This is a genomic window from Kitasatospora paranensis (assembly GCF_039544005.1).
Taxonomy (GTDB): Bacteria; Actinomycetota; Actinomycetes; order Streptomycetales; family Streptomycetaceae; genus Kitasatospora; species Kitasatospora paranensis.
Map to the genome: position 1 here is coordinate 5,365,845 of NZ_BAABKV010000001.1, position 25,848 is coordinate 5,391,692.

The 25,848-nt window shown below is 70.5% G+C and carries 22 protein-coding genes, 2 tRNA genes and 1 pseudogene; 18 read left to right on the top strand and 7 right to left on the bottom strand.

What is annotated here, in order from left to right; all coding sequences use genetic code 11:
- Positions 1–70: 70 nt before the first annotated feature.
- On the top strand, positions 71–1,003 hold the full coding sequence (locus ABEB13_RS25790; RefSeq protein ID WP_345707390.1) for a trypsin-like serine peptidase: 933 nt from the start codon (positions 71–73) through the stop codon (positions 1,001–1,003).
- Between the two features lie 56 nt (positions 1,004–1,059).
- Here ABEB13_RS25790 and ABEB13_RS25795 read toward each other — a convergent pair whose 3' ends face one another.
- Together ABEB13_RS25795 and ABEB13_RS25800 are read right to left on the bottom strand one after the other, a co-directional pair.
- The gene (locus tag ABEB13_RS25795; RefSeq protein WP_345707391.1) at positions 1,060–1,497 is read right to left on the bottom strand and encodes a DUF4259 domain-containing protein; all 438 of its coding nucleotides are present in this window, start codon (positions 1,495–1,497) and stop codon (positions 1,060–1,062) included.
- A 471-nt stretch (positions 1,498–1,968) separates the two neighbouring features.
- Positions 1,969–2,042: transfer RNA gene (locus ABEB13_RS25800), tRNA-Arg, on the bottom strand.
- A 1,623-nt stretch (positions 2,043–3,665) separates the two neighbouring features.
- Here ABEB13_RS25800 and ABEB13_RS25805 point away from each other — a divergent pair.
- Entirely contained in the window at positions 3,666–4,091 is a 426-nt protein-coding gene (locus tag ABEB13_RS25805; protein ID WP_345707392.1) for a hypothetical protein, read from the top strand.
- A 941-nt stretch (positions 4,092–5,032) separates the two neighbouring features.
- Here ABEB13_RS25805 and ABEB13_RS25810 read toward each other — a convergent pair.
- The 3 genes from ABEB13_RS25810 to ABEB13_RS25820 all read right to left on the bottom strand — a co-directional run bounded on the left by ABEB13_RS25810 (position 5,033) and on the right by ABEB13_RS25820 (position 7,281).
- Positions 5,033–5,857, bottom strand: coding sequence for a protein phosphatase 2C domain-containing protein (locus ABEB13_RS25810; RefSeq protein WP_345707393.1), 825 nt, complete (start codon positions 5,855–5,857; stop codon positions 5,033–5,035).
- A 4-nt stretch (positions 5,858–5,861) separates the two neighbouring features.
- Positions 5,862–6,704: a sigma factor-like helix-turn-helix DNA-binding protein gene (locus tag ABEB13_RS25815; protein ID WP_345707394.1), complete on the bottom strand. Its 843-nt coding sequence runs from the start codon at positions 6,702–6,704 to the stop codon at positions 5,862–5,864.
- A gap of 145 nt (positions 6,705–6,849) precedes the next feature.
- Positions 6,850–7,281 (bottom strand): ATP-binding protein, encoded by a 432-nt coding sequence (locus tag ABEB13_RS25820; protein ID WP_345707395.1) that lies wholly within the window; start codon positions 7,279–7,281, stop codon positions 6,850–6,852.
- Between the two features lie 124 nt (positions 7,282–7,405).
- On the opposite strand from ABEB13_RS25820, the gene ABEB13_RS25825 reads away from it, so the two are divergent.
- Complete coding sequence (locus ABEB13_RS25825; RefSeq protein ID WP_345707396.1) at positions 7,406–8,203, top strand: GntR family transcriptional regulator; 798 nt, start codon at positions 7,406–7,408, stop codon at positions 8,201–8,203.
- Between the two features lie 169 nt (positions 8,204–8,372).
- Entirely contained in the window at positions 8,373–8,687 is a 315-nt protein-coding gene (locus ABEB13_RS25830) for a hypothetical protein (protein ID WP_345707397.1), read from the top strand.
- Between the two features lie 525 nt (positions 8,688–9,212).
- Here ABEB13_RS25830 and ABEB13_RS25835 read toward each other — a convergent pair.
- The gene (locus tag ABEB13_RS25835; RefSeq protein ID WP_345707398.1) at positions 9,213–9,425 is read right to left on the bottom strand and encodes a hypothetical protein; all 213 of its coding nucleotides are present in this window, start codon (positions 9,423–9,425) and stop codon (positions 9,213–9,215) included.
- A 275-nt stretch (positions 9,426–9,700) separates the two neighbouring features.
- Between ABEB13_RS25835 and ABEB13_RS25840 the strand changes: the two genes are divergently transcribed.
- The 7 genes from ABEB13_RS25840 to ABEB13_RS25870 all read left to right on the top strand — a co-directional run bounded on the left by ABEB13_RS25840 (position 9,701) and on the right by ABEB13_RS25870 (position 15,234).
- On the top strand, positions 9,701–10,096 hold the full coding sequence (locus ABEB13_RS25840; protein ID WP_345707399.1) for a plasmid replication, integration and excision activator: 396 nt from the start codon (positions 9,701–9,703) through the stop codon (positions 10,094–10,096).
- 95 nt (positions 10,097–10,191) lie between these two features.
- Positions 10,192–11,772 (top strand): FtsK/SpoIIIE domain-containing protein, encoded by a 1,581-nt coding sequence (locus ABEB13_RS25845; RefSeq protein WP_345707400.1) that lies wholly within the window; start codon positions 10,192–10,194, stop codon positions 11,770–11,772.
- A complete protein-coding gene (locus ABEB13_RS25850; RefSeq protein ID WP_345707401.1) occupies positions 11,769–11,963 on the top strand; it encodes a hypothetical protein in 195 nt (64 codons plus the stop codon). The genes ABEB13_RS25845 and ABEB13_RS25850 overlap by 4 nt, the downstream gene beginning before the upstream one ends.
- Before the next feature lie 26 nt (positions 11,964–11,989).
- Positions 11,990–12,196, top strand: a complete 207-nt coding sequence (locus ABEB13_RS25855) for a hypothetical protein (RefSeq protein ID WP_345707402.1) — start codon at positions 11,990–11,992, stop codon at positions 12,194–12,196.
- A complete protein-coding gene (locus tag ABEB13_RS25860; RefSeq protein WP_345707403.1) occupies positions 12,193–13,800 on the top strand; it encodes a replication initiator in 1,608 nt (535 codons plus the stop codon). Before ABEB13_RS25855 ends, ABEB13_RS25860 begins: the two co-directional genes overlap by 4 nt.
- Positions 13,797–14,015, top strand: coding sequence for an excisionase family DNA-binding protein (locus ABEB13_RS25865; RefSeq protein ID WP_345707404.1), 219 nt, complete (start codon positions 13,797–13,799; stop codon positions 14,013–14,015). The genes ABEB13_RS25860 and ABEB13_RS25865 overlap by 4 nt, the downstream gene beginning before the upstream one ends.
- A gap of 61 nt (positions 14,016–14,076) precedes the next feature.
- The gene (locus tag ABEB13_RS25870; protein WP_345707405.1) at positions 14,077–15,234 is read left to right on the top strand and encodes a tyrosine-type recombinase/integrase; all 1,158 of its coding nucleotides are present in this window, start codon (positions 14,077–14,079) and stop codon (positions 15,232–15,234) included.
- A 94-nt stretch (positions 15,235–15,328) separates the two neighbouring features.
- Here ABEB13_RS25870 and ABEB13_RS25875 read toward each other — a convergent pair.
- Positions 15,329–15,400, bottom strand: a tRNA-Arg gene (locus tag ABEB13_RS25875).
- Positions 15,401–15,567: 167 nt separating this feature from the next.
- On the opposite strand from ABEB13_RS25875, the gene ABEB13_RS25880 reads away from it, so the two are divergent.
- From ABEB13_RS25880 to rho, 7 genes and pseudogenes are all read left to right on the top strand, one after another.
- Positions 15,568–16,008, top strand: a complete 441-nt coding sequence (locus ABEB13_RS25880; RefSeq protein ID WP_345707406.1) for a response regulator — start codon at positions 15,568–15,570, stop codon at positions 16,006–16,008.
- 156 nt (positions 16,009–16,164) lie between these two features.
- Positions 16,165–17,820 (top strand): arginine--tRNA ligase, encoded by a 1,656-nt coding sequence (gene argS / locus ABEB13_RS25885; RefSeq protein ID WP_345707407.1) that lies wholly within the window; start codon positions 16,165–16,167, stop codon positions 17,818–17,820.
- Positions 17,821–17,970: 150 nt separating this feature from the next.
- Positions 17,971–19,362 (top strand): diaminopimelate decarboxylase, encoded by a 1,392-nt coding sequence (lysA, locus tag ABEB13_RS25890; RefSeq protein WP_345707408.1) that lies wholly within the window; start codon positions 17,971–17,973, stop codon positions 19,360–19,362.
- A 129-nt stretch (positions 19,363–19,491) separates the two neighbouring features.
- A pseudogene (locus ABEB13_RS25895) lies at positions 19,492–20,783 on the top strand (homoserine dehydrogenase).
- An 8-nt stretch (positions 20,784–20,791) separates the two neighbouring features.
- Positions 20,792–21,883, top strand: a complete 1,092-nt coding sequence (gene thrC, locus ABEB13_RS25900; RefSeq protein ID WP_345707409.1) for a threonine synthase — start codon at positions 20,792–20,794, stop codon at positions 21,881–21,883.
- A gap of 328 nt (positions 21,884–22,211) precedes the next feature.
- Positions 22,212–23,129, top strand: coding sequence for a homoserine kinase (thrB, locus tag ABEB13_RS25905; protein WP_345707410.1), 918 nt, complete (start codon positions 22,212–22,214; stop codon positions 23,127–23,129).
- A gap of 538 nt (positions 23,130–23,667) precedes the next feature.
- Positions 23,668–25,761: a transcription termination factor Rho gene (gene rho, locus ABEB13_RS25910; protein ID WP_345707411.1), complete on the top strand. Its 2,094-nt coding sequence runs from the start codon at positions 23,668–23,670 to the stop codon at positions 25,759–25,761.
- Positions 25,762–25,848: the final 87 nt, after the last annotated feature.

Below are 25,848 nucleotides of genomic sequence, written 5' to 3' on the forward strand. Positions count from 1 at the left end.
GTTGATAGTGGACCGACGGGGCAGCAGGACCAGGGCTGTCGCACCACCCCGGCCAGGAGGTCACCAACCGATGAGCCGACACCGCAAGCCGCCAACGGGCAGGCGTCGCCTGCGCGCAGTGCGCCCGCTGCTCATCACGCCGCTGGTCGCCGCCGTCGCCGCCGCCCTGATAGCGACCACCGATGCGCTCGACTCCTCGCCCGCGACCGCGTCCGTCCGGCCCGTCGCCACCGCCACCCACGCTCCCGTCGCGCCCACCGCGACCGTACGGTCCGCCGTGGCGACCCCGAGCCCGACCGCGGCCCCGTCCGCGGCGAAGTCCGCCGCGCCTCCGCCGTCCGCCTCCGCCGCGGCGCTCGGCCGGACAGCGGTCGCCCCCGCCGACGACGTCTCCGCGAAGGTCGGCGTCCTGTTCACCGGGGACACCCCGGCCGGCAGCCACTTCTGCTCCGCCAGCGTGGTGCGCAGCGCGACCCGCAACCTGCTGGTCACGGCCGCCCACTGCGTCGGCTCCACCGACGGCCTGCAGTTCGCCCCCGGCTACCGCGACGGCCACACCCCGTACGGCACCTGGCAGGTCACCCGGGTCTACACCGCCGACGGCTGGGCGTCCGACGAGGACCAGGACGAGGACTTCGCGATCCTCCAGGTCGCCCCCAACAGCGGGCACGACATCGAGGACATCGTCGGCGGCAACCCGCTCGGCTTCGACGACGACTTCAGCGACCAGGTCGACCTGTACGGCTACCCGGCCGGCACCGAGGCCCCGCTGCTGTGCACCAACACCACCACCCAGCAGGCGACCTACCAGCGCCGCATCGACTGCCCCGCCTACCCGGGCGGCACCAGCGGCGGCCCCTGGATCAGCACCCGCACCGGCGAGGTGGTCGGTGTCATCGGCGGCTACCAGCAGGGCGGCGACACCCCCGACACCTCCTACAGCTCGTACTTCGACCACACCATGACCGCCCTCTACCGCAAGGCCGTCACCGGCTCCGCGTGACGGCCGGGCCGGACGCGGCCGCGGGAGTCCGGCAACCCTCGCCTGCGCCGCCGAGTTCAGATGTCGAACAGAACCTCGGCCTGGGGCTCGGGCTCGGGGTCGAGGGCCGCTCGGAGCCGGCGGATGCTCCGGCGCCACTGAAGGCCCTCGACGGCGTCGTCCCAGAGCTCGGCGAGCTCGGAATTCGTGGTGAGGACCCTGTCGAGGGCCTCGACGGCGAGTGGGTGGAGATCGGCGGCGAACGTCGGAAGGGCTTCCTTCGGGCCGAAGATCGTACTGACCGGGTCGCCGCCGGGGTGCTGGGCTGCAATGAGGGCGGCAGCAGCGACCGCCTCGACCCCGCCGGTACCGTCGAGGTACTCGTGGTGCCGGATGGCGCGGAGCAGCGTGGTGCGGACAAGGCCTTCACGTTCGTCCGGATCCGTCTCGTCCAGGGTGAAGGCGAAGACCGCGGCGGTGTCGTTGTCGAACGGGCCGATGTCCCACGTGCCCATGGTCATCTCCTCGGTGTCCCTGTTCCCAGTGCCGCCCGTCGGAGCGGTGTCGGTGATGCGAATCGTTGCACCGGCCGCCGACATCGCCCAGCACGTGGTCCGGCAGGACCTTCATCGTCCACGGGGCCGAGCGCCGCGGTGCTGTCGTCCAACGTGCCCGAAGGGAAGGCGGCATGACGCCGTCCAACCCGCTCCTCGCCATCGCCCGGGCTGCCCACCGGCGCCGGCACGCGGGGCTGATGCACCGTATGGGGCACTCGACGACGGACGCGGCGCTGAGGTGTCAGCCCACATGCGCGGGGAGCGGGACCTGCTCATCGCCGGCGGCATGGAGATCGGAGACCGCGATCCGCAGGGCCCAGGAAAGGGGGCGGGAACTGGCACGCGCCCGACGGGGCCCCGGACATGACGAAGGCCCAGCTTGGCGGAAGTGATCCGCTGAGCTGGGCCTTTGTTGCACTTCTTGCGAAGTGCCCCCGGCAGGATTCGAACCTGCGCACCCGCCTCCGGAGGGCGGCAGGCAGGGACCCTGTGTGACCTGGGGCAGTGCAACATCTACGCACTGCGACCATCTGGCCCGCATGGCACTTTGACTGCCCTCTACTGACCGTCCGATCTGGCGCGCATGTGGCGCGATGCGGTGACCTGCGGGGGAGGGGGCGCCTCGCCGTCGTCCCCCGCCGCTCCCTGCTGGCTCCCGGTCGAACGGGCACGCAAGGGGCACGGCGGCTCACAGAAGCTTGAACGACCGCCACGAGCCCGAGGGCCGTTCAAGGGCCCCAGAACCCGCAGGACGGCCACGGAGCGCTTCTTGGTCCACACCTGGCCACCCGGCATCAGGAAGAGTGGCTGATCCACGCGAAGACGTTACAGCCCGGCTCGGAGCCGACCAGATTGACCAGGAGCATCCTCGGCGCGGTGATTCGTGGGCCCGCCGGCATCATGTGGCCATGGTGGAGCGGCCTCGGCTACCTGTGCACCGGCTTTAGGAAGATTGGTGTGAGCCCCCGGCACTGAGCTGCGGGTAGTCTGCCATGCGCGTTCGATTACTTCCCTGCCGTCGGGGCCCGTGAGTCACCGCCATTCACCGCCCGATCTGGCACGACTGGGGCACGTGTACGCCTCGCTGCATCGGCCAGGCTTGCGACCCCACAGCCCCAGCCCACTGTGGAGGGGGCAGCCGGGTTCGAGCCGGGTACTCGTTGGCTCTTCGTCCCGAAGCAACTCGGGCGCCCGCCCGACGTGAGGGGAGCGCGCCGCCGATCCGTGCGGCCAAGTGCCTGAACGTCTGCAGTTGTCCGCTGAAGAGTGGGCGATTGTGGCGCAATTGAGTAACCCAAATCCGTAGCCGTAGGGCTGCTGGGCAGTTCGTTGCAAATTCACGCATATCTGCTTGCCTTCGGCTCGGCCACAACCTCGCCGGCGACCAGCTCGACACACCCAGGGCGATCGACAGGAAGGCTGCTCCAGATCGCTTCTCGGCATGAGAGCGGTGTCAGCGACCGTTCGGCGCGCAAGATCCGGCGATCACGTTGCGTGTCGCGAGCCCGCCAAGGTGCACCCACTGCTTGGCGGAGGCATCGTAGACATAGGGGCCCGTTCAAGGATCACTTCGCGTGGAGCCGTCGTGTCCAGTGTGGTTTCAGCGCTTATCTCCGCAGCAGCTGGCGGGCTAATAGTCTTTGTCTCTTCATATCTCACAGCACGCCAAGCTCAGGCCCACGAAAGAAAGCTTCAAGCCCAAAGGCTGAGAAGCGAGAGATTCGGGACGCTATTCCCACTACGGCGAGACGCCTTGCAAATTGTATGGCTCGCACTACTGCAGGAGCGGCTAGGAATCAAGCGATCGGACGAGGAATGGGAAGAAATACTTAAGCAGTCCCTCTGGCTCCCTTCGCCCGTGCAGGCAACATGCATCGACGCAATCGCCACCATCAAGTCGGGATCCGCCGAAATGGGTGCCATAAAATCTGCCGTCGATAATGCCACCAGCAAAATTGTCGACTACGTGAGGAATAACCTGGAGGTGGTTTAAGGTGAATACAGCTCCCGCAAATGACGTGACGGCGGCACTAGGTCAATTAGACACACAACGGAGAGATCAAGTAAAGCAGCAGGTTCAGTCTACGCAGACGCCCGACTTTATTCGCCTGATTCAGTCCTCCGAGGTGCTGATCAACATCGATCCAAAAGTCCTTCCCTATGAGGATATGGACTACGAGCAGTTCGTCGATGAAATGAAGAAGCGGTACAGGCTGCACCTTGACACTGGCGAAGTCGAAACGATCATTGCCAAGAGTCCCGGCGCCTCCCTGCATGCATTCGCATCCCTCAGCGACGGAGAAAAGGCCAAGCTGTCCTTCTCGATGACCGAGCGAATTAAATTTATAGAAGGGAAATTTCCTGGAATTGGCTACGATGACTACATTACAATTCATGTAATGCAGCTTCACTCTCAGAATCTTGGCGCCAAAGTTCACGGCCCCACAAATATTGCAGACCTGCTAATAAAGGAGGCTTTCGAGCTGGCCTGGGATGCAACATCCACCCCCGAAAATGGGAAAGTGAAGAAGTTCAACGGGAGGTGGCGCTGAAGAGTTACGGAACACACACTAAAGTAGACCTTGGCCGAAACATTTTGGGGTTACTCGCCCCTCAGCTTCGAGCCTTCCTTCAGTCGAACCTGAGTGAAGGGATGTCGCTGGGTGCTCGAATGATGGCTAGATCCGCACTGGCAGACTTCCAGTCACCTTCGAACGTTGCGGGCACCCTTGCCATTGATGACCTAATTCTCCGATGTTCCGTCATTGACCTAGCAACTGGCCGACATGAATCGCCTGCAATTAAGGTGCGAGTGATGTCTAAGAGCGAGATGGGCACGGGCGTTTGCGATGTAATAAGCGAGCTTCCATTCGAGGATCACGTCAAACTTATAGAAGGAATTGCCAAAGCCTTGGGTGAAGAGGGCGCCCACTGAAGACGTGTACTCCCCTGGCCTCCGGGGAGTACACGTGCATATTGCCCCGCGTGTACTGAGGCCGCGAGGGAGGCGGAGCGGTTTTGGCCGGTGTCCTGTCTGGTCTGGGGCCGAGCATGATCGGGGGGCCGTAAGCTGTTGCGACTCGGTCAGGGCTTCTGAGCCTGACCGCAATTTGGCCGAGTGGCCCCCGTTCTTGCTCGGTGCGGGTCCCGGTCCTGACAGGTGGGTAAAACTGCGGAGCCGCCCGCTCCAAGCCACAACGGGGTTCTGGGCTCAACCAAAATCTGCCACCTGGCCCGCCGGTGTGGCCCGGGCCGCGCGCGGGCGCGCCTTGTGAAGTAGTGAACTCGTAACAGCCGATCCTGAAGGCACTTGCTCAACTGTCAGAGGTGGCGTCGTCGTGATGCTGCCCCGTTCTGGCGGTCGCGCCGGGACCGGGCGCCAGCCCGCACGCCCGGCGTCGGCCGCCGAGGGCGGGGCAGCGGCGCGCGTAGCGCGCCCTTGACCTTGTAGAGCGGAATTCGGCAGTGACTCGGGCTGGCTTCCGGGCTCGCGCTACAGCGTGACGCGGACGACTGCGCTGTCGTCGTGGGTCTTTCCGCGGGGCCAGCGGCGGCCGTCGGTGTCGCTCAGTTCGGCGGTCCGGACTTCGCGGATGAGTGCGGCGGGGCCCTGTTCGCGGATGAGGCGGAGGGCTTCGGCCCAGTCGGCGAGTTCGAAGCGGTCGACCAGACGGGAGGCGCCGTCGCTCAGGAGGGTGACTCCGGTGAGGTCGGCGCGGGGGACATTGCCGGTGAGTGAGGCGTAGGCGGTGGCGGGGTCGGCTGCGGCGACCCAGAATCCTTCGGGCTGGTTGCGGTGGGCGCGCATGGCCTCGACGTAGCCGCGGAGGGCTTCCGCGTGTTCGGCAGTGCCGGCGGCCTCGGCGTCCATAGCTCCGCGCAGGGCGGCGCCGACCAGGGCCTCGCGGTCGTCGGTGACGGCCACCGGGCCGCGCTCGTCGGTGTGTTCCAGCACGAGGGTGGAGTCGGCCAGCACCAGGTACTCGACGACCTCGTCCGCCAGCCGGACCGCGACGACCGTGGCTGATGGCGTGCCCGGGTGGCTGAGGTCGCAGGTGTCGGCGTGCAGCCCGGCGGTCTGCGTGATCGCGTCGGCGAGGCAGTCGGTCAGGGCGCGGTCGGGCTGGTTGGTGACGGCCGCCAGCAGGCTGACGCCGAGGCGGGAGACATACCAGGCGACGCCATGGCTGCACCCGCAGTCGGATCCGGCCGGGGTGCCGGCGCCGTCGAGTAGGACGACGGCGCTCGGGCTGGCGGCGGTGAAGTCCTCATTGGGACGCTGCGGGTGGGCGGGCTCGGTGGCGATCTCCAGGTGCACGATCTCAGTCTGCCCCGTGCCGGTAGAACGGCGACAGGAGACGGACGTTGACGGGCTCATTGTTCGCCGGGTCGTAGTCCACGTTCACCAGGACGGAGAACCGCTCGGTGCCGACCTGGCGGTAGAGGTCCGCGAGGTCGTTGACGATCAGGTGGACGACTCCGAGGCTGCCCTGCGGGTGGATGCCGGTCAGCACCATGATCAGGCCTTGGCCGTCGGGGCGCGGGAGCCGGCCGAAGTAGGCGACGTCCGAGTTGGTCTTGGGGTCGGAGTCCATGCCGGAGCGGTGGGCGACGCCGGTCTCGTGGTCGCGGAGCGTCCACGGGCCGTCCTCGGCTCGCTCGAAGCTGATCGATGGGTCCTGGGCGAGGACGTCGGCGACGTGGCTGGAGAGCCGGGGGCCGCAGATGACGATCATGTCTTCGCGGTTGAGGTCGATCTCGCCACCGATGGGCACGTGCTCGAAGTTGGGGTCCAGCTTGTAGGAGCGGGCGAGGTCGCCGAGGCGCTGGGCTGCGGAGAAGTCCTCGGCGGCCAGCACCGGACGGGCGTTGCCGGCCTCCTGCTTGAGCGGGGTGGCGATGATCAACCGGGCGTTTCCCAGGAACGCACCCTCGGGCGCCGGGGCGGACTGCTTGAGCTGGTGGATCCGGCCCCGGGTCAGCCCGGCTTCGGCGGCGATCTGGGCGTAGGACATGCCCTGGTCGTGCAGCTCGGAGATCACCCGCTGCCGCAGCCGCGACAGCTCGGTGACTTCCTGCTGGGCCTCGGCCAGCCGCACCGTGGCCGCCCGCAACAGCGCGAACGGGTCCTTGATGGCGGCGATCCGCTGCGTCTCTCCCGCCACGTCTCCTCCTGTGTCCGGCCCTGTCAGGGCAGAGTCTAGGGGGATAGACATGATCAGCAAACGCAGGTGCAGTCCGGCGTGCTGCGGGCGGTCGGTCATCGCGGGTCTCCTGGCGGCTGGTCGGCAACCGTCGTTGTATAGGGGGCTATACACCCCATGAAGAGGGCTTCTGCGTGCGAGCGCGAGAGGTCGCCTCTGCGGGGGATGCTAGCTCCACCCAGACCGTCCGGCAGTCATCGACCTCACTGCTGGCGCCCCAGTGGTCGGCGAGCTCGTTCACGATCTTCAGCCCCCGTCCGAAGTCGGCGACCTCCTCGGCCGTGCGGTACGACAGCTCCGATCCCGCCGAGCCCTCGTCCGTCACCGCGATCCGGATGAACCCGCGCCGGCGTCGGATCTCCACCCAGAGGGCGCCGCCGAGCCCGGACCTGCTGTGCAGGATGGCATTGGTGACCAGCTCGGAGACGATCAGCTCCGCCTCGCCGACCTGGGGGAAGAACGGGAGTGCGTCGCGGACCAGCTTCCGCGCGGCCCCGACCGACTCGGGCACTCCTGGGAACTGGGCGATCCATGTCATGGCTGTACCCCTCCGCCTCGTGGCGCATTTGGCCAATCACAATGAGTCAAGCTCGAATCCGAGCTTGAAAGCTCGGGTCCGAGGTTGTCAAGCTGATGTGAGGAATCGTGAGAAGAGGTCCGCGATGGGGGAGTTGGGTCGACCGGCCTATCTGCGGCTCGCCGATGCGCTGCGTGCCGAGATCCTTTCGGGTGGGCGTGAGCCGGGATCGCGCATGCCGAGCATCGCGGACCTGTGCCGCGACCACGGGCTGTCCGAACAGCCGGTCCGCCAGGCGCTCCGGGTCCTGGCCGCTGAGGGCCTGACCGAGGGGCGTCCCGGATCAGGAACCTACGTCCGCCACCGCCCGGCGCCGGCCCGGATCGCGCGGGGGCGCTACCGGGCCGCCGGAAGTCCGTTCGCAGCCGAGAGCCGGGCCCGCGGCGTCGAGCCGTCCTGGACCCACGAGTCACAGAAGACCTACGCGACGACCGCGTTGGCGGTTCGGCTCGGCATCGCCGAGGGCGACCCGGTGATGCAGTCGCAGTACGTCTTCCTCGCGGACGACGAGCCTGCCCAGCTGTCGACCAGCTGGGAGCCGCTGGCGGTCACGGAGGGCAGCATCGTCGTCCTGCCGGAACTCGGCCCGCTGGCTGGCTGCGGCGTGGTCGAGCGGATGGCCCACATCGGCGTCACCGTCACGCGCGTGACCGAGGAGGTCACGGCTCGGCCGGTTCTGGAGATCGAGGCGGGCCCGCTCGGCATCCCGCTCGGGTCTACCGTGCTCGCCATCGAGCGAACCCACTGGGCGGGCGAGCTCGCTGTCGAGACGGCTGACATCGTGCTCAGCGCAGACCGCTTCAGGCTCGCCTATGAGATCGAGATTCCGCCTGGCTGTGGTTCGATCGTCCAGGGATCGGCGGGTTCTCCGGGCGGCGTTTAGCGTGGGCCTGGCCTACGCGGCCGCCATCTTCTTCGCTGGTGTCTGGCAGATCGGCGCCTGGATATTCCCGGCGGACTGCTGTGTTCCGACCTGCTTAGCCAATTTCGGGTCGTGCCTATCGACTTCGCCCTAGGCTGTGCGCCCTGGAGTTGATCCCTGGGGGTGTGTAGTGCTGGAGCGTGTGACGCGAGCCATGGGCGTGTCGGGCGGGGTGATGGTTGCGCTGGGCCTGGCATACGGGCTGTGGAAGGTCGGCGATAACTGTGGATCCGCGTGGAGCCCGAACCTGAGCTCGGGCCTGGGCAGTGACCAGACGGCATGCGCACTGGCTCTGAACGGCCGAGCCAACGTCGCATGGTTCTTCGTGATGCTTGGCCTGGTGGTGCTGGCAGCCGTTGTCGAGCTGAGTCGGACGCGGACTGAGTCCACAGCGCCGACGGCGGAGAATCCGTCCGCGCCGGGCCGCGTCACTGACACCCAGTAGCTTACGAATCCGGCGCCCGAGTGCGGCGTTCACAGGCCCATCAGCGATTGGCTGACGGGTGCCAGGGCGGGCCGATACGGTGACCCGGTCGCCGTCGACAAGGCGGCCCAAGTGTGGAGGGGTGCGATGTCGAAGGGGTCGCTGCCAGACGATGCGCGAAAGGCGTTTGTGCAGGGTCGGCGACGCTTCGTGTGCCGCATCAACCAGGGCGCGTTCCAAATGAGCTTCTCGATGCCGTTGTACGGGATCGCCGAGGTCATCGAGGGCATCGAGGCCGCTGGGTGGGTACTCGATCAGGTCGCGTGGACTGAGGACCGGAGGGACCACCCGTCTGCAATGTGCGTATTCCGGCGGGCAGACCTGCCGCCACCGGGCTACTTCGCGGGGCCACAGTACGCGGCTCAGTCGCAGCCGCCACAGGCAGCTCCGGCAGCGGGCTCGTTCCCAGTGCCTCCCAGCTGGGGCCAGCCGCAGTCCCGGTAGTGGGTCCGGGCAGCGTGGGCCGACCGGACCAGCCAGGCACTGTCAGTAGTCGAGCAGGCCGACAGGAACTGTACGGCCGGCAGCCTGAAGAGCGGCGGCGTACCGGGTTCGGGCTTGTCGCTCCACGGCCAGAAGGGGCTCGATCTGGGCGGCGTGAAGGTCGCCGTCCGGGTGCGCGCGAAACAGGTCCTGCACGGCCTGATTAGCGGCGACGTACTGCGTGATGGCGGAGGGCAGGTCCGCGGTGCTCGACATGTCATCTAGTTGACTCCAGCGGATCGGCTCCGCGCATACCAATTTTCGCCGGGCACCCGGGCACTCGGCTGCGTGAGGCAGGCCGGCGAGGGCACCACGGCCTGAGTTAGCTGTGCCCCGCGCCCGGCACCGATTCCCTGACGCCTCGTCAAGATCTTTGTATATACCCCTAGACACCTCCCGCCGTCGCGGCCTACCGTCTTGTCTACCCCCTCGACAGCTTCCTCGGGGCGGTCGGCCTTCGACTGTCTAGGGGGTGTACAAGGAGTGCTCCCATGGCCATCCGTGGTGCGATCCCCGTCCGCTTCGAGGACGTGTTCCCCGCCGGCGCGTTCGCGGTCTCCGTCGAGCCGGTCGCCGACTTCGAGGCGAGCAAGGGCGGGGCCAAGGTCCAGGCGCGCGACAAGACGACCGGTCAGCCGCTGTGGGTCGTCTCGGTCGTCGACCCCGACCCGGAGGCGCGGGACACCTCGGCCCGGGTGAAGGTCGCCGCGCCGGTGCTGCCCGTCCTGCCGGACGCGGCTCCGGGGCTGCCGTTCCGTCCGGTCGAGTTCGAGGGCCTGACGGTCACCGCGTACGTGAACAACGGCGGCCGGGTCGCCTACTCGTTCCGGGCCTCCGGCGTCCGCGCCCCCGCTGCCGCCCGCCCCTCGGCGAAGTCGGCGGCCTGACCCACCGCTCCGGGCCCGGCGTGCGACCGCCCTCGGCCGCGCCGTACGCCGGGCCAGTACCCGATCCCTCCGCAACGAGAAAGAGGTGAACAACCATGTCCAAGTCCATCCACCCCAAGCTCAAGACGGCCGTCCTCCTGGTGGCCGCTGTCTGGCTCGTCTACTCCACCGCCGTCGCCCACCTCGGCTCCCTTGGCGGCGTCCTGGTCCTCGCGCTCTGCGTGGCCGGCCCGGCCGGCGTGCTGGTCTACCGGGCGAAGTCGCTGCGTTCGCGCATCCGGCGCGGCTGGCCGGACCTGACGTACGCCCTCGGGCTCTGGCAGCAGGCGCCGTTGCCGCGCTTCGATGCCCCGTACGAGTACGTCTGGCCGCGCATCGCCCGCGTCCGGCGCCATCCGGGCGGGCTGGATGTCCTGATCGGCCTGCTGCCCGGTCAGGTGCCGGACCAGGTCGCGCAGCACGCGCAGGGCATCGCCCACGCCTGGCGGGTCCACCGGGTCGAGGTGGCCAGTCCGCGGCGCGGCGTCGTCGTCCTGCGGGCCTGGACGGTCGACCCGCTCGCCGAACCCTTCACCAGCGCCGGCCGGACCGCGCCGACCGTCACCCGTCCGCCTCTCGGCAAGCGGCTGCGGGGATGGTGGGACGGGCTCGCCACCCTCGTCCGCCGGGCCCGATTTCACCTCCGGGCGCTTGCTCGGCGGGCTCGCACGGCTGCCGCGTCGGCCTGGGCGGCTTCGGCGCTGGAGCTTCCGGGGGCTGGTCGCCGTCCTTCGGCTCTCGCGTCGGGCGGCACTGCTGGCCGTCGAGGTGGGGGAGGAGAGGGCGCTGCGGCCGAACCGGTGGGCGCGTCGGCCGGGTGGGCGTCGGTAGAGATCGGCACCCGCGAGGACGGATCCCCGTGGCGTCTTCGGCTGCACGGCACGCACGTCCTGGTGGCCGGGGTCACCGGGGCCGGCAAGGGCTCGGTCCTGTGGGGGATCGTCCGGAAGCTACTGCCCGCCGTGGCGGCCGGGCTGGTGCAGATCTGGGCCCTGGACCCGAAGCGGATGGAACTCTCCTTCGGGGTCGGCCTCTTCGCCAAGTACGCCAGCGACCCGGAGCGGATGGTCGAGCTTCTGGAGGACGCCGTCGAGCGGATGCAGGAACGGGCCCGCTCCTTCGCCGGCCGCGTCCGCTCGCACACCCCGACCCCCGACTCCCCGTTCGTCGTCGTCCTGGTCGACGAACTCGCCTTCCTCACCGCCTACCAGCCCGACCGGGACCTCCGCCGCCGCGCCGAGGCGGCCATCGCCACCCTGACCAGCCAGGGGCGCTCGGTCGGCTTCTGCCTCGTCGGCGCCCTCCAGGACCCGCGCAAGGAGGTCATCAACCTCCGCAACCTCTTCCCCGACCGGGTCGCCCTGCGGATGGACGAAGCGGCGCAGGTCGACATGGTCCTCGGCTCCGGTGCCCGGGACCGCGGCGCGTACGCCGACCTGATCTCGCCCGACCCGCACACAGGGGCCGGCGTCGGCTACGTCCGCAACGAGGGCCAGCCGGAACCCGTCCGCGTCCGCGCCGCCTACGTCCCCGACGCCGAGATCAGCGCGCTCGTCTCGCAGTTCGGCCCGGACCGGTCCATCTACGTGGTGTCTAGCCCCCTCGACAACAACCCGGAAGGTGGTGACCGGCCGTGATCCTCACCGGCTCCCTCGTCCTGCTCCTCGGCGCCCTCATCGTCGTCCTGCTCCGGCACAAGGCCCTCAAGGCGACCGACCTCCTCCTCTGCGGGGCCTTCGGCTTCCTCCTCGCCGACACCGGCGCCGCCTCCCTGATCCGCGCCCTACTCGCCTGGCTGGCGAAGTCCTTCGCCGCTGTCCACCCCTGAACCGCTCCTCGACCGGAGGTACCGCCATGCCCGACGACCGCCTCCCCAGCGCGGCCCACTACCCCGTCCCCCAGCCGGAGACCGGCGAGGACCCTCGCTTCACCCGCGGCCTGCTCTTCGACGTCGCCCGCCGCATCGAGGACGCCGGATACCCGCCCATCAGCGCCGGCCGCGACCTCGTCCGGCTGATGGAGGCCCTGTTCGCCTTCTGCTACCGGGACGAGAGCCGATGACCGGCACAACCCGCGCCGAACGGGCCCGCATGCCGCTGGCCCGGGACGTGCTCCGCACCGTCGCCGAGGAACACGGCGTCTGCGTCCGCCCAGTGGCCGTCCGCCGCACCGACGTCCTCACCGGCCAGACCGAGGTCATCGACATCCCCTGCGGCTCCACCCGCGCAAGCCAGTGCCCGACCTGCGCCGAACGCAAGCGCCGCCTGCGGGCCGTCCAGTGCCGCGAGGGCTGGCACCTCACCGAGGAACCGGCCCTCGAAGCGGACCCCGCCACCGACGAACAGCTCTTCCTCACCGGACTCCGGGCCGACCTGACCAAGGCTCACGCCGAGGCCGGCGGCCCGGACGCCGAGGACCTGGCCGCCGTCCTCGTCGAGGTCGACGAACAGCTCGCCGACTCCGGTGTCCGCGGCACCCTCGAACCCGCCACCGCGGCCCGGCGCGTCCGCTCCACCCGCCGCCGCCAGGACACCCCCGACCTACCGCGCCGCCCGGTCGAGGCCCGCACCCTCGGCAAGGCGTACGCCACCCCGGACGGCAAGACCTTCCGTCCCTCGCTCTTCCTCACCCTGACCCTGCCCTCCTACGGGCGGGTCCGCAGCGACGGCACCCCGGCCGACCCGGCGAGCTACGACTACCGCCGGGCCGCCCGGGACGCGCTCCACTTCCCCAAGCTCATCGACCGGTTCGTCCAGAACCTCCGCCGCTTCGTCGGCTACGACGTCCAGTACTTCGCCGTCGTCGAACCGCAGCGCCGCCTTGCCCCGCACCTGCACCTCGCCCTGCGCGGCACCATCTCGCGCGCTGAACTGCGACAGGTCGTCGCCGCCACCTACCACCAGGTCTGGTGGCCGTCCGCCGACCGACCCCGCTACACCCCGGACACGGCCCCGATGTGGGAGCCGGAACTCGGCGCCTTCACCGACCCGGCCACCGGCGCACCGCTCCCCACCTGGGAGAAGGCCCTCGACGGCCTCGACCAGGACCCGGACACCGAACCGCTGCACGTCGTCCGCTTCGGCCCCCAGCTCAACGCCCAAGGCGTCCTCGTCGGCTCCGACCAGGCCGGCCGCTGCATCCGTTACCTCACCAAGTACCTGACCAAGTCCGTCGCCGAGTGCCACAGCGCCACCAGCGCCACCGAGGCCGACCACATCGACCGCCTCGCCGCCGAACTCCGTTGGGAGCCCTGCTCGCCGACCTGCGCCAACTGGCTGCTCTACGGCATCCAGCCGCGCGGCGCCCACCCCGGACTCCACGCCGGCAACTGCCGCGCCCGGGCCCACAAGCGCGAACACCTCGGCTACGGGGGTCGCCGGGTCCTGGTCTCCCGCAAGTGGTCCGGCAAGACCCTTACCGACCACCGGGCTGAACGCCGCGCCTGGGTCCTCGACGTCCTCGGCGACACCGCCGCCAAGCCCGACCCCACCCGCTACCTCTGGGCCCTCGTCCGCCCCGGCGATCCCGACGCGACACCCCTCGCCACCCGCCTCCTGCGCGCCGTCGCCGAACGCGTCCGCTGGCGCCAGGCCCTCGACCAGGCCCTCACCCTCGCGGAGGGCACGCCCCTCCCGTCCACCGCACCCGAAAGGAAGGCAGCATGACCCCGCCCGACCCGCTCCTCACCGTCGCCCAGGTCGCCGACCTCCTCGGCACCACCGAGCGCTTCCCGCGGCGGCTCATCGCCGAGCGCCGCATCGCCTTCGTCAAGGTCGGCCGACACGTCCGGATCCGGGCCTCGGTGCTCGCCGAGTTCCTGGCCGCCCGCACCGTCCAGCCGGTCACCGTGCGGCGGGGCCACCTGCGGAGGGCAGCCTGATGGCCAACGACAAGGGGACCCGCCGGCGCTTCGGCGCCCTCCGGCAGCTGCGCTCCGGCCGGTGGCAGATTCGGTACCCGGACCCGGAGACCGGCCTGCTCCGGCCGGGGAGGAGACCTACCCGACCAAGACGGACGCCGAGGTGGCGCTGACCCTGATCGAGGCCGACCTCAAACGGGGCAAGTGGGTCGATCCGGACGCCGGGAAGGTCAACTTCGGCGAGTTCGCGGATGCCTGGCTCAAGGAGCGCGGGCTCGCGGACCGGACCCTGGAGCGGTACGAGGGTGTCCTGCGGCTCTACATCAAGCCGGCGTTCGGAGCTGGTCCGGTCGCCGACCTCACGTCCGCGCGGGTGAGGAGCTGGCGGAGTGGCCTCTTGGACGAGGACGTCGGCTCCGCGACCGTGGCCAAGTCCTACCGCGTGCTGCGGGCGATCCTCTACACGGCCGTGGACGACGGGCTGATCACCCGGAACCCCTGCCGCATCAAGGGGGCCGCGGACGAGGACTCGGCGGAGCGGCCGGTGCTCACCGTGCCGGAGGTCTACGCGGTGGCCGAGGCGATCGACCCGCGGTACCGGGCCCTGGTGCTCATGGCGGCCTTCTCTACGCTCCGCTTCGGCGAATTCGCCGCGCTCCAGCGCCGGGACGTCGACCTGGAGAAGGGCATCATCCGCGTCCGCCGGGCGCAGGCAGAGCTCCAGACCGGCGCCCTGAAGATCAAGAAGCCCAAGAGCGAGGCGGGCGTGCGGCCGGTGGCCTTCCCGGTCTCGATCGTGGCCGAGCTCTCCGAGCACCTGCGGTGGTTCGGCGAGGACGGTCCGGCCGGCCTGGTCTTCGTCGGGCCGAGGGGCGGGAAGCTGCGGCGCAGCAATTTCCACAGCGTGTGGACAACTGCGCTCCGGAAGTCGGGAGTCGATTGGAGTCGGGCCATGGAGGAGTCCGGCGCCGACAGCATCCGGTTCCATGATCTCCGCCACACCGGTAACACCCTGGCAGCCGACACCGGCGCCAGCACAAGGGAACTGATGCACCGTATGGGCCACTCGACGATGGACGCCGCCTTGCGCTACCAGCACATGCGGGGAGAGCGGGACCTGCTCATCGCCGGCGGGATGGAGACGGCGATCCGCAAGGCGCGGGGGCGGGGTGGCAGGCGCGCCAGAAGGGAGAAGGAGAGCCCGCCACCGGATGGTGCGCCGGAGGCATCTGGCACGTAACTGGCACAAGCCTTAAGAGGCCCCGGACATGACGAAGGCCCAGCTTGGCGGAGGTGATCCGCTGAGCTGGGCCTTTGTTGCACTTCTTGCGAAGTGCCCCCGGCAGGATTCGAACCTGCGCACCCGCCTCCGGAGGGCGGTGCTCTATCCCCTGAGCTACGGGGGCCTGTCGGCCGTCGCTGACTTGCTGCGACGTGGAGAACACTACCAGGCCCGTGGCGTGATCCGTGCACGGGTTTGCGCGGGTGCGGCGGGGTGGTGCGCGGGGCGGTGCGGCGGGCGAAGTCGGGAAAGGCCGGACGGGGCGGTGGGGGCGCGGCTACCCTCGGTGATGTGCCGGGAACGACCGGGCGGGTCCTCGTGGTGGACGACAGCGAGGTGATCCGCCAGCTGATCAGAGTGAACCTGGAGCTCGAGGGCTTCGAGGTGGTCACCGCCGCCGACGGTGCCGAGTGCCTGGAGGTCGTCCGCCGGGTGCGCCCCGACGTGGTGACGCTGGACGTGGTGATGCCACGGCTGGACGGCCTGCGGACGGCGGCCCGCCTCCGCGCGGCCCCCGAGACCAGCCACCTGCCGATCGCCATTGTCAGTGCCTGCACCCCGGCGGATCTGGACCGCGGGGAGTCGGTCGGGGTGGACGGCTATCTCGCGAAGCCGTTCGATCCGGCCGACCTGGTGGCGCTGGTGCGACGGCTGCTGGTGCCGGGCGCCGGCTGGACGGCCCCGGCCGACGGTGCCGCGCGCGGCCCGGGCCTCACCTTCGGGGCCTCCTGAGTCCCGGCCCCCGCTCGGGCGGCACCCCGGAGTGGCCGTGCGGATTCCGCTCTGGGCGAACACGGCGTCCGTAACCGTCCCGCTCCCTGGCGTAATGCGTCTCAACGGGTAAACCGAGTGGCGGAGGCCCGCCACCTCTCGCCTACGCTTGGCGTCGTGACACCCGCAGAGCTTTCCCAGGCAGTCCAGGTCGCAGTGAGCGCCGCCGTCGAGGCGGGCGAGCTGACCGTCGCCGTGCCCGAGCACGTGACGATCGAGCGACCCAAGAACAGGGACCACGGCGACTACGCCACCAACGTGGCCCTCCAGCTCGCGAAGCCGGCCGGTCGGCCGCCGCGAGCCGTCGCGGAACTGCTGGCCGCCCGCCTGCGAGGGATCACTGGCGTCGCCAAGGTCGACATCGCCGGCCCCGGCTTCCTGAACATCACCCTGGACACCGCCACCCAGGGCGAGTTGGCCCGCAGCATCGTCACGGCCGGCGAGGCGTACGGCCGGAACGAGGCGCTCAAGGGCCTCAGGATCAACCTGGAGTTCGTCTCGGCGAACCCGACCGGCCCGATCCACATCGGCGGCGTCCGCTGGGCGGCCGTCGGCGACTCGCTCGCCCGGATCCTCAAGGCGACCGGCGCCGAGGTCACCACCGAGTACTACCTGAACGACGCCGGCGTGCAGATCTCCAAGTTCGCCGCGTCGCTGCAGGCCGCCGCGAACGGCCGGGAGGTCCCGAAGGACGGCTACGTCGGCGAGTACATCGTCGACATCGCCAAGGCCATCACCGAGGGCGTCCCCGGCGTGCTCGACCTCCCCGAGGCCGAGCAGCTGGAGGTCTTCCGCACCGAGGGCCTGAGCCTCATGGTCACCGAGATCCAGCGGTCCATGAGCGAGTTCGGCGTGCACTTCGACACCTGGTTCTCGGAGAAGTCGCTGCACGACTCCGGCGCCGTCGAGGAGGCCATCGGCCGGCTGCGCACGCAGGGCCACGTCTTCGACGAGGACGGTGCGATCTGGCTGCGCACCACCGACTTCGGCGACGACAAGGACCGCGTCCTGATCAAGGCCGACGGCGAGACCACCTACTTCGCCGCCGACGCCGCGTACTACCTGAGCAAGCGGGACCGCGGTGCCGAGGTCTCCGTCTACATGCTCGGCGCGGACCACCACGGCTACGTCAACCGGCTGAAGGCCATCGTTGCCTGCGCCGGCGACGACATGGACCGCAACATCGAGGTCAAGATCGGCCAGTTCGTGAAGATGCTTCGCGACGGCGAAGAGGTCCGGATGTCCAAGCGGGCCGGCAACATCATCACGATCGACGACGTCGTCGACTGGATCGGCGTGGACGCGGCCCGCTACACCCTGGCCCGCTCCTCGACCGACTCCACGATCACGCTCGACATCAACGTGCTGACCAGCCAGACCAACGAGAACCCGGTCTTCTACGTCCAGTACGCGCACACCCGGATGTGCGGCGTCGCGCGCAAGGCCGTGGACCTCGGGATCACCCGGTCCGACGACTTCAAACCGGAGCTGCTCGCCACCGAGTGGGAGTCCGACCTGCTCGGCCAGCTCGGCGAGTTCCCGCGGGTGCTGGCCAAGGCCGGCGAGCTGCGCGAGCCGCACCACGTGGCGCGGTACCTGGAGGAGGTCGCCCGCGACTACCACCGGTTCTACGACAACTGCCAGATCCTGCCCAAGGGCGACGAGGAGGTCACCGACCTCACGCACGCGCGCCTCTGGCTCGCCGACGCCACGCGCACGGTGATCGCCAACGGGCTGACGCTGCTGGGCGTCTCGGCGCCCGAGCGGATGTAAGAGCACGACCCCCATGCGTACGGCGAGGGGCGGTGGGCGGTCGACGGAGACCGCCCACCGCCCCTCGCCATAAACCCCGTACGGCACAAGCCCCGCACGGCATATGAGCCCCGCACGGCACCAGCCCCGCACGGCAAGGAAGCGAAGAAGATGAGCCGCTCCGCCCACCCCGCAGGCCCCCGCCACGGCGACGTGCTGCCCGAGGGCCACTACCAGGCCCCGCCGAGCGACCTGAACGCGCTCGACCCCAAGGTGTGGTCCCGCACCGTGACCCGCGGCGCGGACGGCGCGGTGACCGTCGGCGGGCGTGATGTGCGGGAGCTGGCCGAGGAGTTCGGCACCCCGGCGTACGTGATGGACGAGGCGGACTTCCGCTCCCGGGCGCGCGCCTGGCGGGACGCCTTCGGCGCGAACGCCGACGTGTACTACGCGGGCAAGGCCTTCCTCTCCAAGGCGGTCGTGCGCTGGCTGCACGAGGAGGGCCTGAATGTCGACGTGTGCAGCTCCGGCGAGCTGCACGTCGCACTGGCCGCCGGGATGCCGGGGGAGCGGATCGCCCTGCACGGCAACAACAAGTCGGTGCAGGAGCTGGAGCAGGCCGTGAAGGCCGGTGTCGGGCACATCGTGGTCGACTCGTACCAGGAGATCGAGCGGCTCGCCGCGATCGCCGACGCCCAGGGCGTGCGGCAGCCGGTGCTGATCCGGATCACCGTGGGCGTCGAGGCGCACACCCACGAGTTCATCGCGACCGCCCACGAGGACCAGAAGTTCGGCCTGTCGCTGTCCGGCGGCGCGGCCGCGGAGGCGGTGCGCCGGGTGCTGGCCCGTCCGGGCCTGGAGCTGCGCGGCATCCACTCGCACATCGGCTCGCAGATCTTCGACACCGCGGGCTTCGAGGTCGCCGCCCGCCGGGTGGTCGGGCTGCTGGCCGAGATCCGCGACGAGCACGGTGTCGAGCTCCCCGAGATCGACCTCGGCGGCGGCCTCGGCATTGCGTACACCAGCGAGGACGACCCCCGGGAGCCGGCCGAGATCGCCGTTTCGCTGGCCGAGATCGTCCGGCGCGAGTGCGCCGCCGCCGACCTCACGCCGCCGCGGCTCAGCGTGGAGCCGGGCCGGGCGATCGTCGGCCCGACCACCTTCACCCTGTACGAGGTGGGCACGGTCAAGGTGCTGGACGGCCTGCGCACCTACGTGAGCGTCGACGGCGGCATGTCGGACAACATCCGCACCGCGCTGTACGACGCCGAGTACTCGGTGGCGCTGGTCTCCCGGACGAGCGACGCCGAGCCGATGCTGGTCCGCGTGGTGGGCAAGCACTGCGAGTCCGGCGACATCGTGGTCCGTGACGCCTTCCTGCCCGCCGACCTGGCGCCGGGCGACCTGATCGCGGTGCCGGCCACCGGGGCGTACTGCCGCTCGATGGCGAGCAACTACAACCACGCACTCAAGCCTCCCGTGCTCGCCGTCGTCGACGGTGCAGCCCGGGTGATCGTCAGGCGCGAGACGGAGGAGGATCTCCTGCGTCTCGATATCGGCTGACGAAATTCTTGTCTCAGAACGTGGACCGGCCGTAGATCCGTGCGGAAAGTCCCGGAGACTGGTAGGGACCGAATACCGTCGGGCATCCGGAATTGCCCGGCGGAGACCGAGAATGCAGAGCGGAGTCGGATGATGCGTACGCGCCCGCTGAAGGTGGCGTTGCTGGGCTGTGGTGTGGTGGGCTCCGAGGTGGCGCGCATCATGACGACGACGGCCGACGACCTCGCCGCGCGGATCGGTGCCCCCGTCGAACTCGCCGGGATCGCCGTGCGCCGGGCCGGCCGGCCGCGGCCCGGGGTGCCCGAGCACCTGCTCACCACCGACGCCGAGGCCCTGGTCAACCGCGGCGACATCGACGTGGTGGTCGAGGTGGTCGGCGGCATCGAGCCGTCCAAACACCTCATCCTCTCCGCCTTCCGCAACGGTGCCGCGGTGGTCTCCGCCAACAAGGCGCTGCTCGCCAAGGACGGCGCCGAGCTGCACACCGCCGCCGCCGAGGCCGGCGTCGACCTGTACTACGAGGCCGCGGTGGCCGGCGCGATCCCGCTGATCCGCCCGCTGCGCGAGTCCTCGCGGGCGACAAGGTGAACCGGGTGCTCGGCATCGTCAACGGCACCACCAACTTCATCCTCGACAAGATGGACTCGACCGGCGCCGGGTACTCCGAGGCGCTGGAGGAGGCCACCGCGCTGGGCTACGCCGAGGCCGACCCGACCGCGGACGTCGAGGGCTTCGACGCCGCCGCCAAGGCCGCGATCCTGGCTGGCATCGCCTTCCACACCCGGGTCACCGCGGCCGAGGTCTACCGCGAGGGCATCACCGAGGTCACCGCCGCCGACATCGCCTCCGCCCAGCAGATGGGCTGCGTGGTCAAGCTGCTGGCGATCTGCGAGCGGGCCGCCGACGGCGCCTCGGTCACCGCCCGGGTGCACCCGGCGATGATCCCCCTCTCGCACCCGCTCGCCTCCGTCCGCGAGGCCTACAACGCGGTGTTCGTGGAGGCCGAGGCGGCCGGCCGGCTGATGTTCTACGGCCCGGGTGCGGGCGGCTCGCCGACCGCCTCCGCGGTCCTCGGCGACCTGGTCGCGGTCTGTCGCAACCGGATCAACGGCGCCACCGGCCCCGGCGACTCCGTCTACACGCAGCTGCCCGCCATGCCGATGGACGAGGTCGTCACCCGCTACCACGTCAGCCTGGACGTGGACGACCGTGCCGGCGTGCTCGCCCAGGTCGCGTCCGTCTTCGCCGAGCACGGCGTCTCCATCGACACCGTGCGCCAGCAGGGCCGCGACGGCGACGCCTCGCTCGTCGTGGTCACCCACCGCGCCACCGACGCCGCGCTGTCGGCGACGGTCGACAAGCTGCGCGCGCTGGACAGCGTGCGCGACGTGGCCAGCATCATGCGGGTCGAAGGGGAGTAGGAAGAGCCATGAACGCAGTGATCGCCGCAGGCGCGCGCACCCACCAGTGGCGCGGCCTCATCGAGGAGTACCGCGACCGGCTGCCGGTCAGCGACGCCACCCCCGTGGTCACCCTGCTGGAGGGCGGCACGCCGCTCGTCCCCGCGCAGGTGCTCTCCGAGCGGACCGGCTGCGAGGTCTACCTCAAGGTCGAGGGCGCCAACCCGACCGGCTCCTTCAAGGACCGCGGGATGACGATGGCCATCTCCAAGGCCAAGGAGGAGGGCGCCCAGGCCGTCATCTGCGCCTCCACCGGCAACACCTCGGCCTCCGCCGCCGCGTACGCGGTCCGCGCCGGAATGGTGCCGGCGGTGCTGGTGCCGCAGGGCAAGATCGCCCTCGGCAAGATGGGCCAGGCCATCGTGCACGGTGCCCGGATCCTCCAGGTCGAGGGCAACTTCGACGACTGCCTCACGCTCGCCCGCGACCTGTCCGACAAGTACCCGGTGGCGCTGGTCAACTCGGTGAACCCGGTGCGCATCGAGGGCCAGAAGACCGCCGCGTTCGAGATCGTCGACATGCTCGGCGACGCCCCCGACATCCACATCCTGCCGGTCGGCAACGCGGGCAACATCACCGCCTACTGGCGGGGCTACCGCGAGTACGCCGCCGACGGCCTGTCCACGCGCAAGCCGCAGATGTGGGGATTCCAGGCGGCCGGTGCGGCCCCGATCGTGGACGGCGCCCCGGTGCTCAAGCCGGAGACGCTGGCGACCGCGATCCGGATCGGCAACCCCGCCTCGTGGGACTTCGCGGTCGCCGCGCGGGACGAGTCGGGCGGTCTCATCGACAAGGTGACCGACCGTCAAATCCTGTCCGCCTACCGCCTGCTGGCCTCGCAGGAGGGCGTCTTCGTGGAGCCGTCCTCGGCGGCCGGCGTGGCCGGCCTGCTGGCCAAGGCGGAGGCCGGCCTGGTCGACCCGGGTCAGCGGATCGTCTGCACCGTCACCGGCAACGGCCTGAAGGACCCGGACTGGGCGGTGGCCGGCGCCCCGCAGCGCCCCGACATCGTCCCGGTCGACGCGGAGGCCGCCGCGCACCGTCTCGGCCTGCTCGACTGACGGTCGTTCAGCGCGCGCCCGGCGGCGGGCCGACCCTTTCGGGGGTTCGGCCCGCCGCCGTCGTCGTATGACACTTACGTGTCGGTTCGCCGCTGATTTCCCCCTTCTTTTCCGCACGGTTTCCGGCCAGAAAGGGCAACACGGCAGATCGAAGGGGAGCGGGGTGTACCGCTGTGGAACCTCTCTTCGATAGTCTAGTTTCCGACGGGCCGCGCCTTCCCGCGCAGACGCCCGATCCGCCGGGTCCCGTGTTCCTGGGTCCCGCCGCCGTACCACTGCTGGCCCCACCCCACCGGGCAGCCCTCACTCCCCAGGAGAGTCCACCGCAATGGCCGGTCCTGCGTTCCGTGCCGCCGCCGTCCGGGTGCGAGTCCCCGCGACCAGCGCCAACCTCGGCCCCGGCTTCGACGCCTTCGGACTCGCCCTGGGCCTGTACGACGACATCGTCGTCCGGGTCGCCGACTCCGGGCTCACCGTGGACATCGCCGGCGAGGGTGCCGACACCCTCGCCCGGGACGAGCGCCACCTGGTGGTCCGCTCCATGCGGGCCGCCTTCGACCGGCTCGGCGGCCAGCCGCGCGGCCTGGAGGTCGTCTGCGCCAACCGGATACCGCACGGCCGCGGCCTCGGCTCGTCCTCGGCCGCGATCTGCGCGGGCATCGTGGCCGCCCGGGCGGTCACCATCGGCGGCGCCACCGCGCTCGACGACGACGCCCTGCTCGCCCTCGCCTCCGAGATCGAGGGCCACCCCGACAACGTCGCCGCCTGTCTGCGCGGCAACTTCACGGTGGCGTGGACGGCCGAGGACGGCGCCCGCACCATCGTGCTCGACCCGTCCGAGCAGGTCGTCCCGGTCGTCTTCGTCCCGGCCACCGAGGTGCTCACGGAGACCGCCCGCGGCCTGCTGCCGAAGACCGTCCCGCTGGCCGACGCCGCCGTCAACGCCGGCCGTGCCGCGCTGATGGTCGAGGCCCTCACCCGCCGCCCCGAGCTGCTGCTCACCGCGACCGAGGACCGGCTCCACCAGGACTACCGCGCCTCGGCGATGCCCGACAGCGCCGCGCTGGTCGCCGCACTGCGCTCGCACGGCGTCCCGGCCGTCATCTCCGGCGCCGGCCCGACGGTGCTGGCGCTCACCGACGAGGCGTCCGCCGACAAGGTCCGGCAGCTCGCCGGACCGGAATTCGCCGCCCACCGGCTCCGACTGGACCGCACCGGTGCCAGCGTGCTGCCGCTGGACGGCTGAGCGGCCCGGTTCCGGGCCTACCCGCGTGGATGGAAACGATTGACAAGAACAGGGCTGGGGAATGTGTCAGGGGGTCGGTAGTGTTAACCTCATTGCTGCACCAGATGCCCATCGGGATCCGGTGCGCCACGTCCCGATCCCGACACTCCGTTCGCACGGGGTCCGGAAGTACGGGACCACGATTCTCCGGGAGCCCACCACAGCGCGTACGCAGCCTGCCTGCGCGATTGGGGCGCATCCCGAAGCCGTGACGGCACCTGACTCCCACCCGCGGCCTCCCGACTGAGGTACGGGCGGGCGGAGCCCGGGGACCGCCGCGCGACGGGGCCCGGGAACCGCAAGGCAGCGACGCCGGTACGAGACCGGCCCGTCGCGCCACTTCGCACCACAGTGCACCGCACATCGCAGCGCTCCTCCCGATCGGCTCAGCCTTTCGGGGGACAACCGCCTCGGACCAGCGTGATTCGGCGTTGGTCAGGACAGCACAACCGGTCGCCGAGCCAGACAGGCCGACGTCCGCTCCAGGGAAGGACCCTTAGTGAGCGACACCACCGATCTGATGGGCGCGCGCCCGGACGCCGATGCGTCGGACGCAGCCGCCGCCCCCGCGGCGCCGGCCAAGCGCCGTCGCAGCGCCGCCGCCGGCCTCGACGGCCTCGTCCTGGCCGAGCTCCAGAAGCTCGCCACGGGGCTGGGCATCAGCGGTACCGGACGGATGCGCAAGAGCCAGCTCATCGAGGCGATCAAGGAGAAGAACGGCGGCGACCCGCTGCTCGCCGGCGGCTCCGCGCCCGCCCCGGCCGCCAAGCGCGCCGCGGCCAAGGCCGCGCCCGCCGAGGAGGCACCCGCCGCCGCGGAGAAGCCCGCCCGCCGCACCCGCGCCACGGCCACCGCCGCCGCCGCCGAGGCTCCGGCCGAGGCGCAGGCCCAGATCGAGATCCCGGTCCAGGCCGCCGCCGAGACCGCCGCTCCGGCCCGTGCCGAGCGCACCCGCCGCCGCGCCACCTCGGCCGCCGGCGCACCCGTCGCCGAGGCCGCGGACGCGGCCGGCACCGTGGTCGCCGAGGCCAAGGCCGACAGCAAGACCGCCGAGCCGCGCGGCTTCGAGGGTGGCGAGCGCACCGAGCGCCGCGACCGGCGGGACCGCCGCGACCGCCGCGAGGGCGGCGAGCGCACCGAGACCGCCGAGGCGCAGGACGCGGACGGCCGCGAGTCGCGCCGCGACCGCCGCAACCGCCGCGACCGCGACCGCACCGACCGCCAGGGCGGTCAGGGCGGCCAGGGCCAGCAGCAGACCGGCACCCAGCAGGACGCCGGCCAGGCCGGCCGTCAGAGCCAGCCCGCCGGGCAGCAGCAGCAGGCCGGCGGCGCCTACGACGACGACGAGTTCGGCGACGGCCGCCGCGGCCGCCGGGGCCGTTACCGCGACCGCCGCGGGCGTGGCAGCCGCCGTGAGGGCTTCGAGGGCGCGGCTCCGGAGCCGCAGATCGGCGAGGACGACGTCCTGATCCCCGTCGCGGGCATCCTCGACATCCTCGACAACTACGCGTTCGTCCGGACGTCCGGCTACCTGCCGGGCCAGAACGACGTCTACGTCTCGCTCGCCCAGGTCCGCAAGCACGGCCTGCGCAAGGGTGACGCCATCACCGGTGCGGTGCGCCAGCCCCGCGACGGCGAGCGCCGCGAGAAGTTCAACGCCATGGTGCGGCTGGACTCCGTCAACGGCATGGACCCGGACGGCGGCCGCAACCGCCCCGAGTTCGGCAAGCTCACCCCGCTGTACCCGCAGGAGCGCCTGCGCCTGGAGACCGACCCGGGCATCCTGACCACGCGGATCATCGACCTCGTGTCGCCGATCGGCAAGGGCCAGCGCGGTCTGATCGTCGCCCCGCCGAAGACCGGCAAGACGATGATCATGCAGGCGATCGCCAACGCGATCACCCACAACAACCCCGAGTGCCACCTGATGGTCGTCCTGGTCGACGAGCGTCCGGAAGAGGTCACCGACATGCAGCGCTCGGTCAAGGGCGAGGTCATCTCCTCGACCTTCGACCGGCCGGCCGAGGACCACACCACCGTCGCCGAGCTCGCCATCGAGCGTGCCAAGCGCCTGGTGGAGCTGGGCCACGACGTGGTGATCCTGCTGGACTCCATCACCCGTCTGGGCCGTGCCTACAACCTGGCCGCGCCCGCCTCCGGCCGCATCCTGTCCGGTGGTGTCGACTCGACCGCGCTCTACCCGCCGAAGAAGTTCTTCGGCGCCGCGCGCAACATCGAGAACGGCGGCTCGCTCACCATCCTCGCCACCGCCCTGGTGGAGACCGGCTCCCGCGCCGACGAGGTGGTGTTCGAGGAGTTCAAGGGCACCGGCAACATGGAGCTCAAGCTCGACCGCAAGCTCTCCGACAAGCGGATCTTCCCGGCGGTGGACGTCGACGCGTCCTCCACCCGCAAGGAGGAGATCCTGCTCGGCAACGAGGAGCTCGCGATCGTCTGGAAGCTCCGCCGGGTGCTGCACGCCCTGGACCAGCAGCAGGCCATCGAGCTGCTGCTGGACCGCATGAAGAAGACCGGCAGCAACGCCGAGTTCCTCATGCAGATCGCCAAGACGGCGCCGGGCTCCGGCGACTGACCGAGGCTGCCGTGACCGGGCCCCGACCGCACCGCGGCCGGGGCCCGGCCCTTTCTCATCCGGCCTTCAGCCGCCCGATCGGCCGCC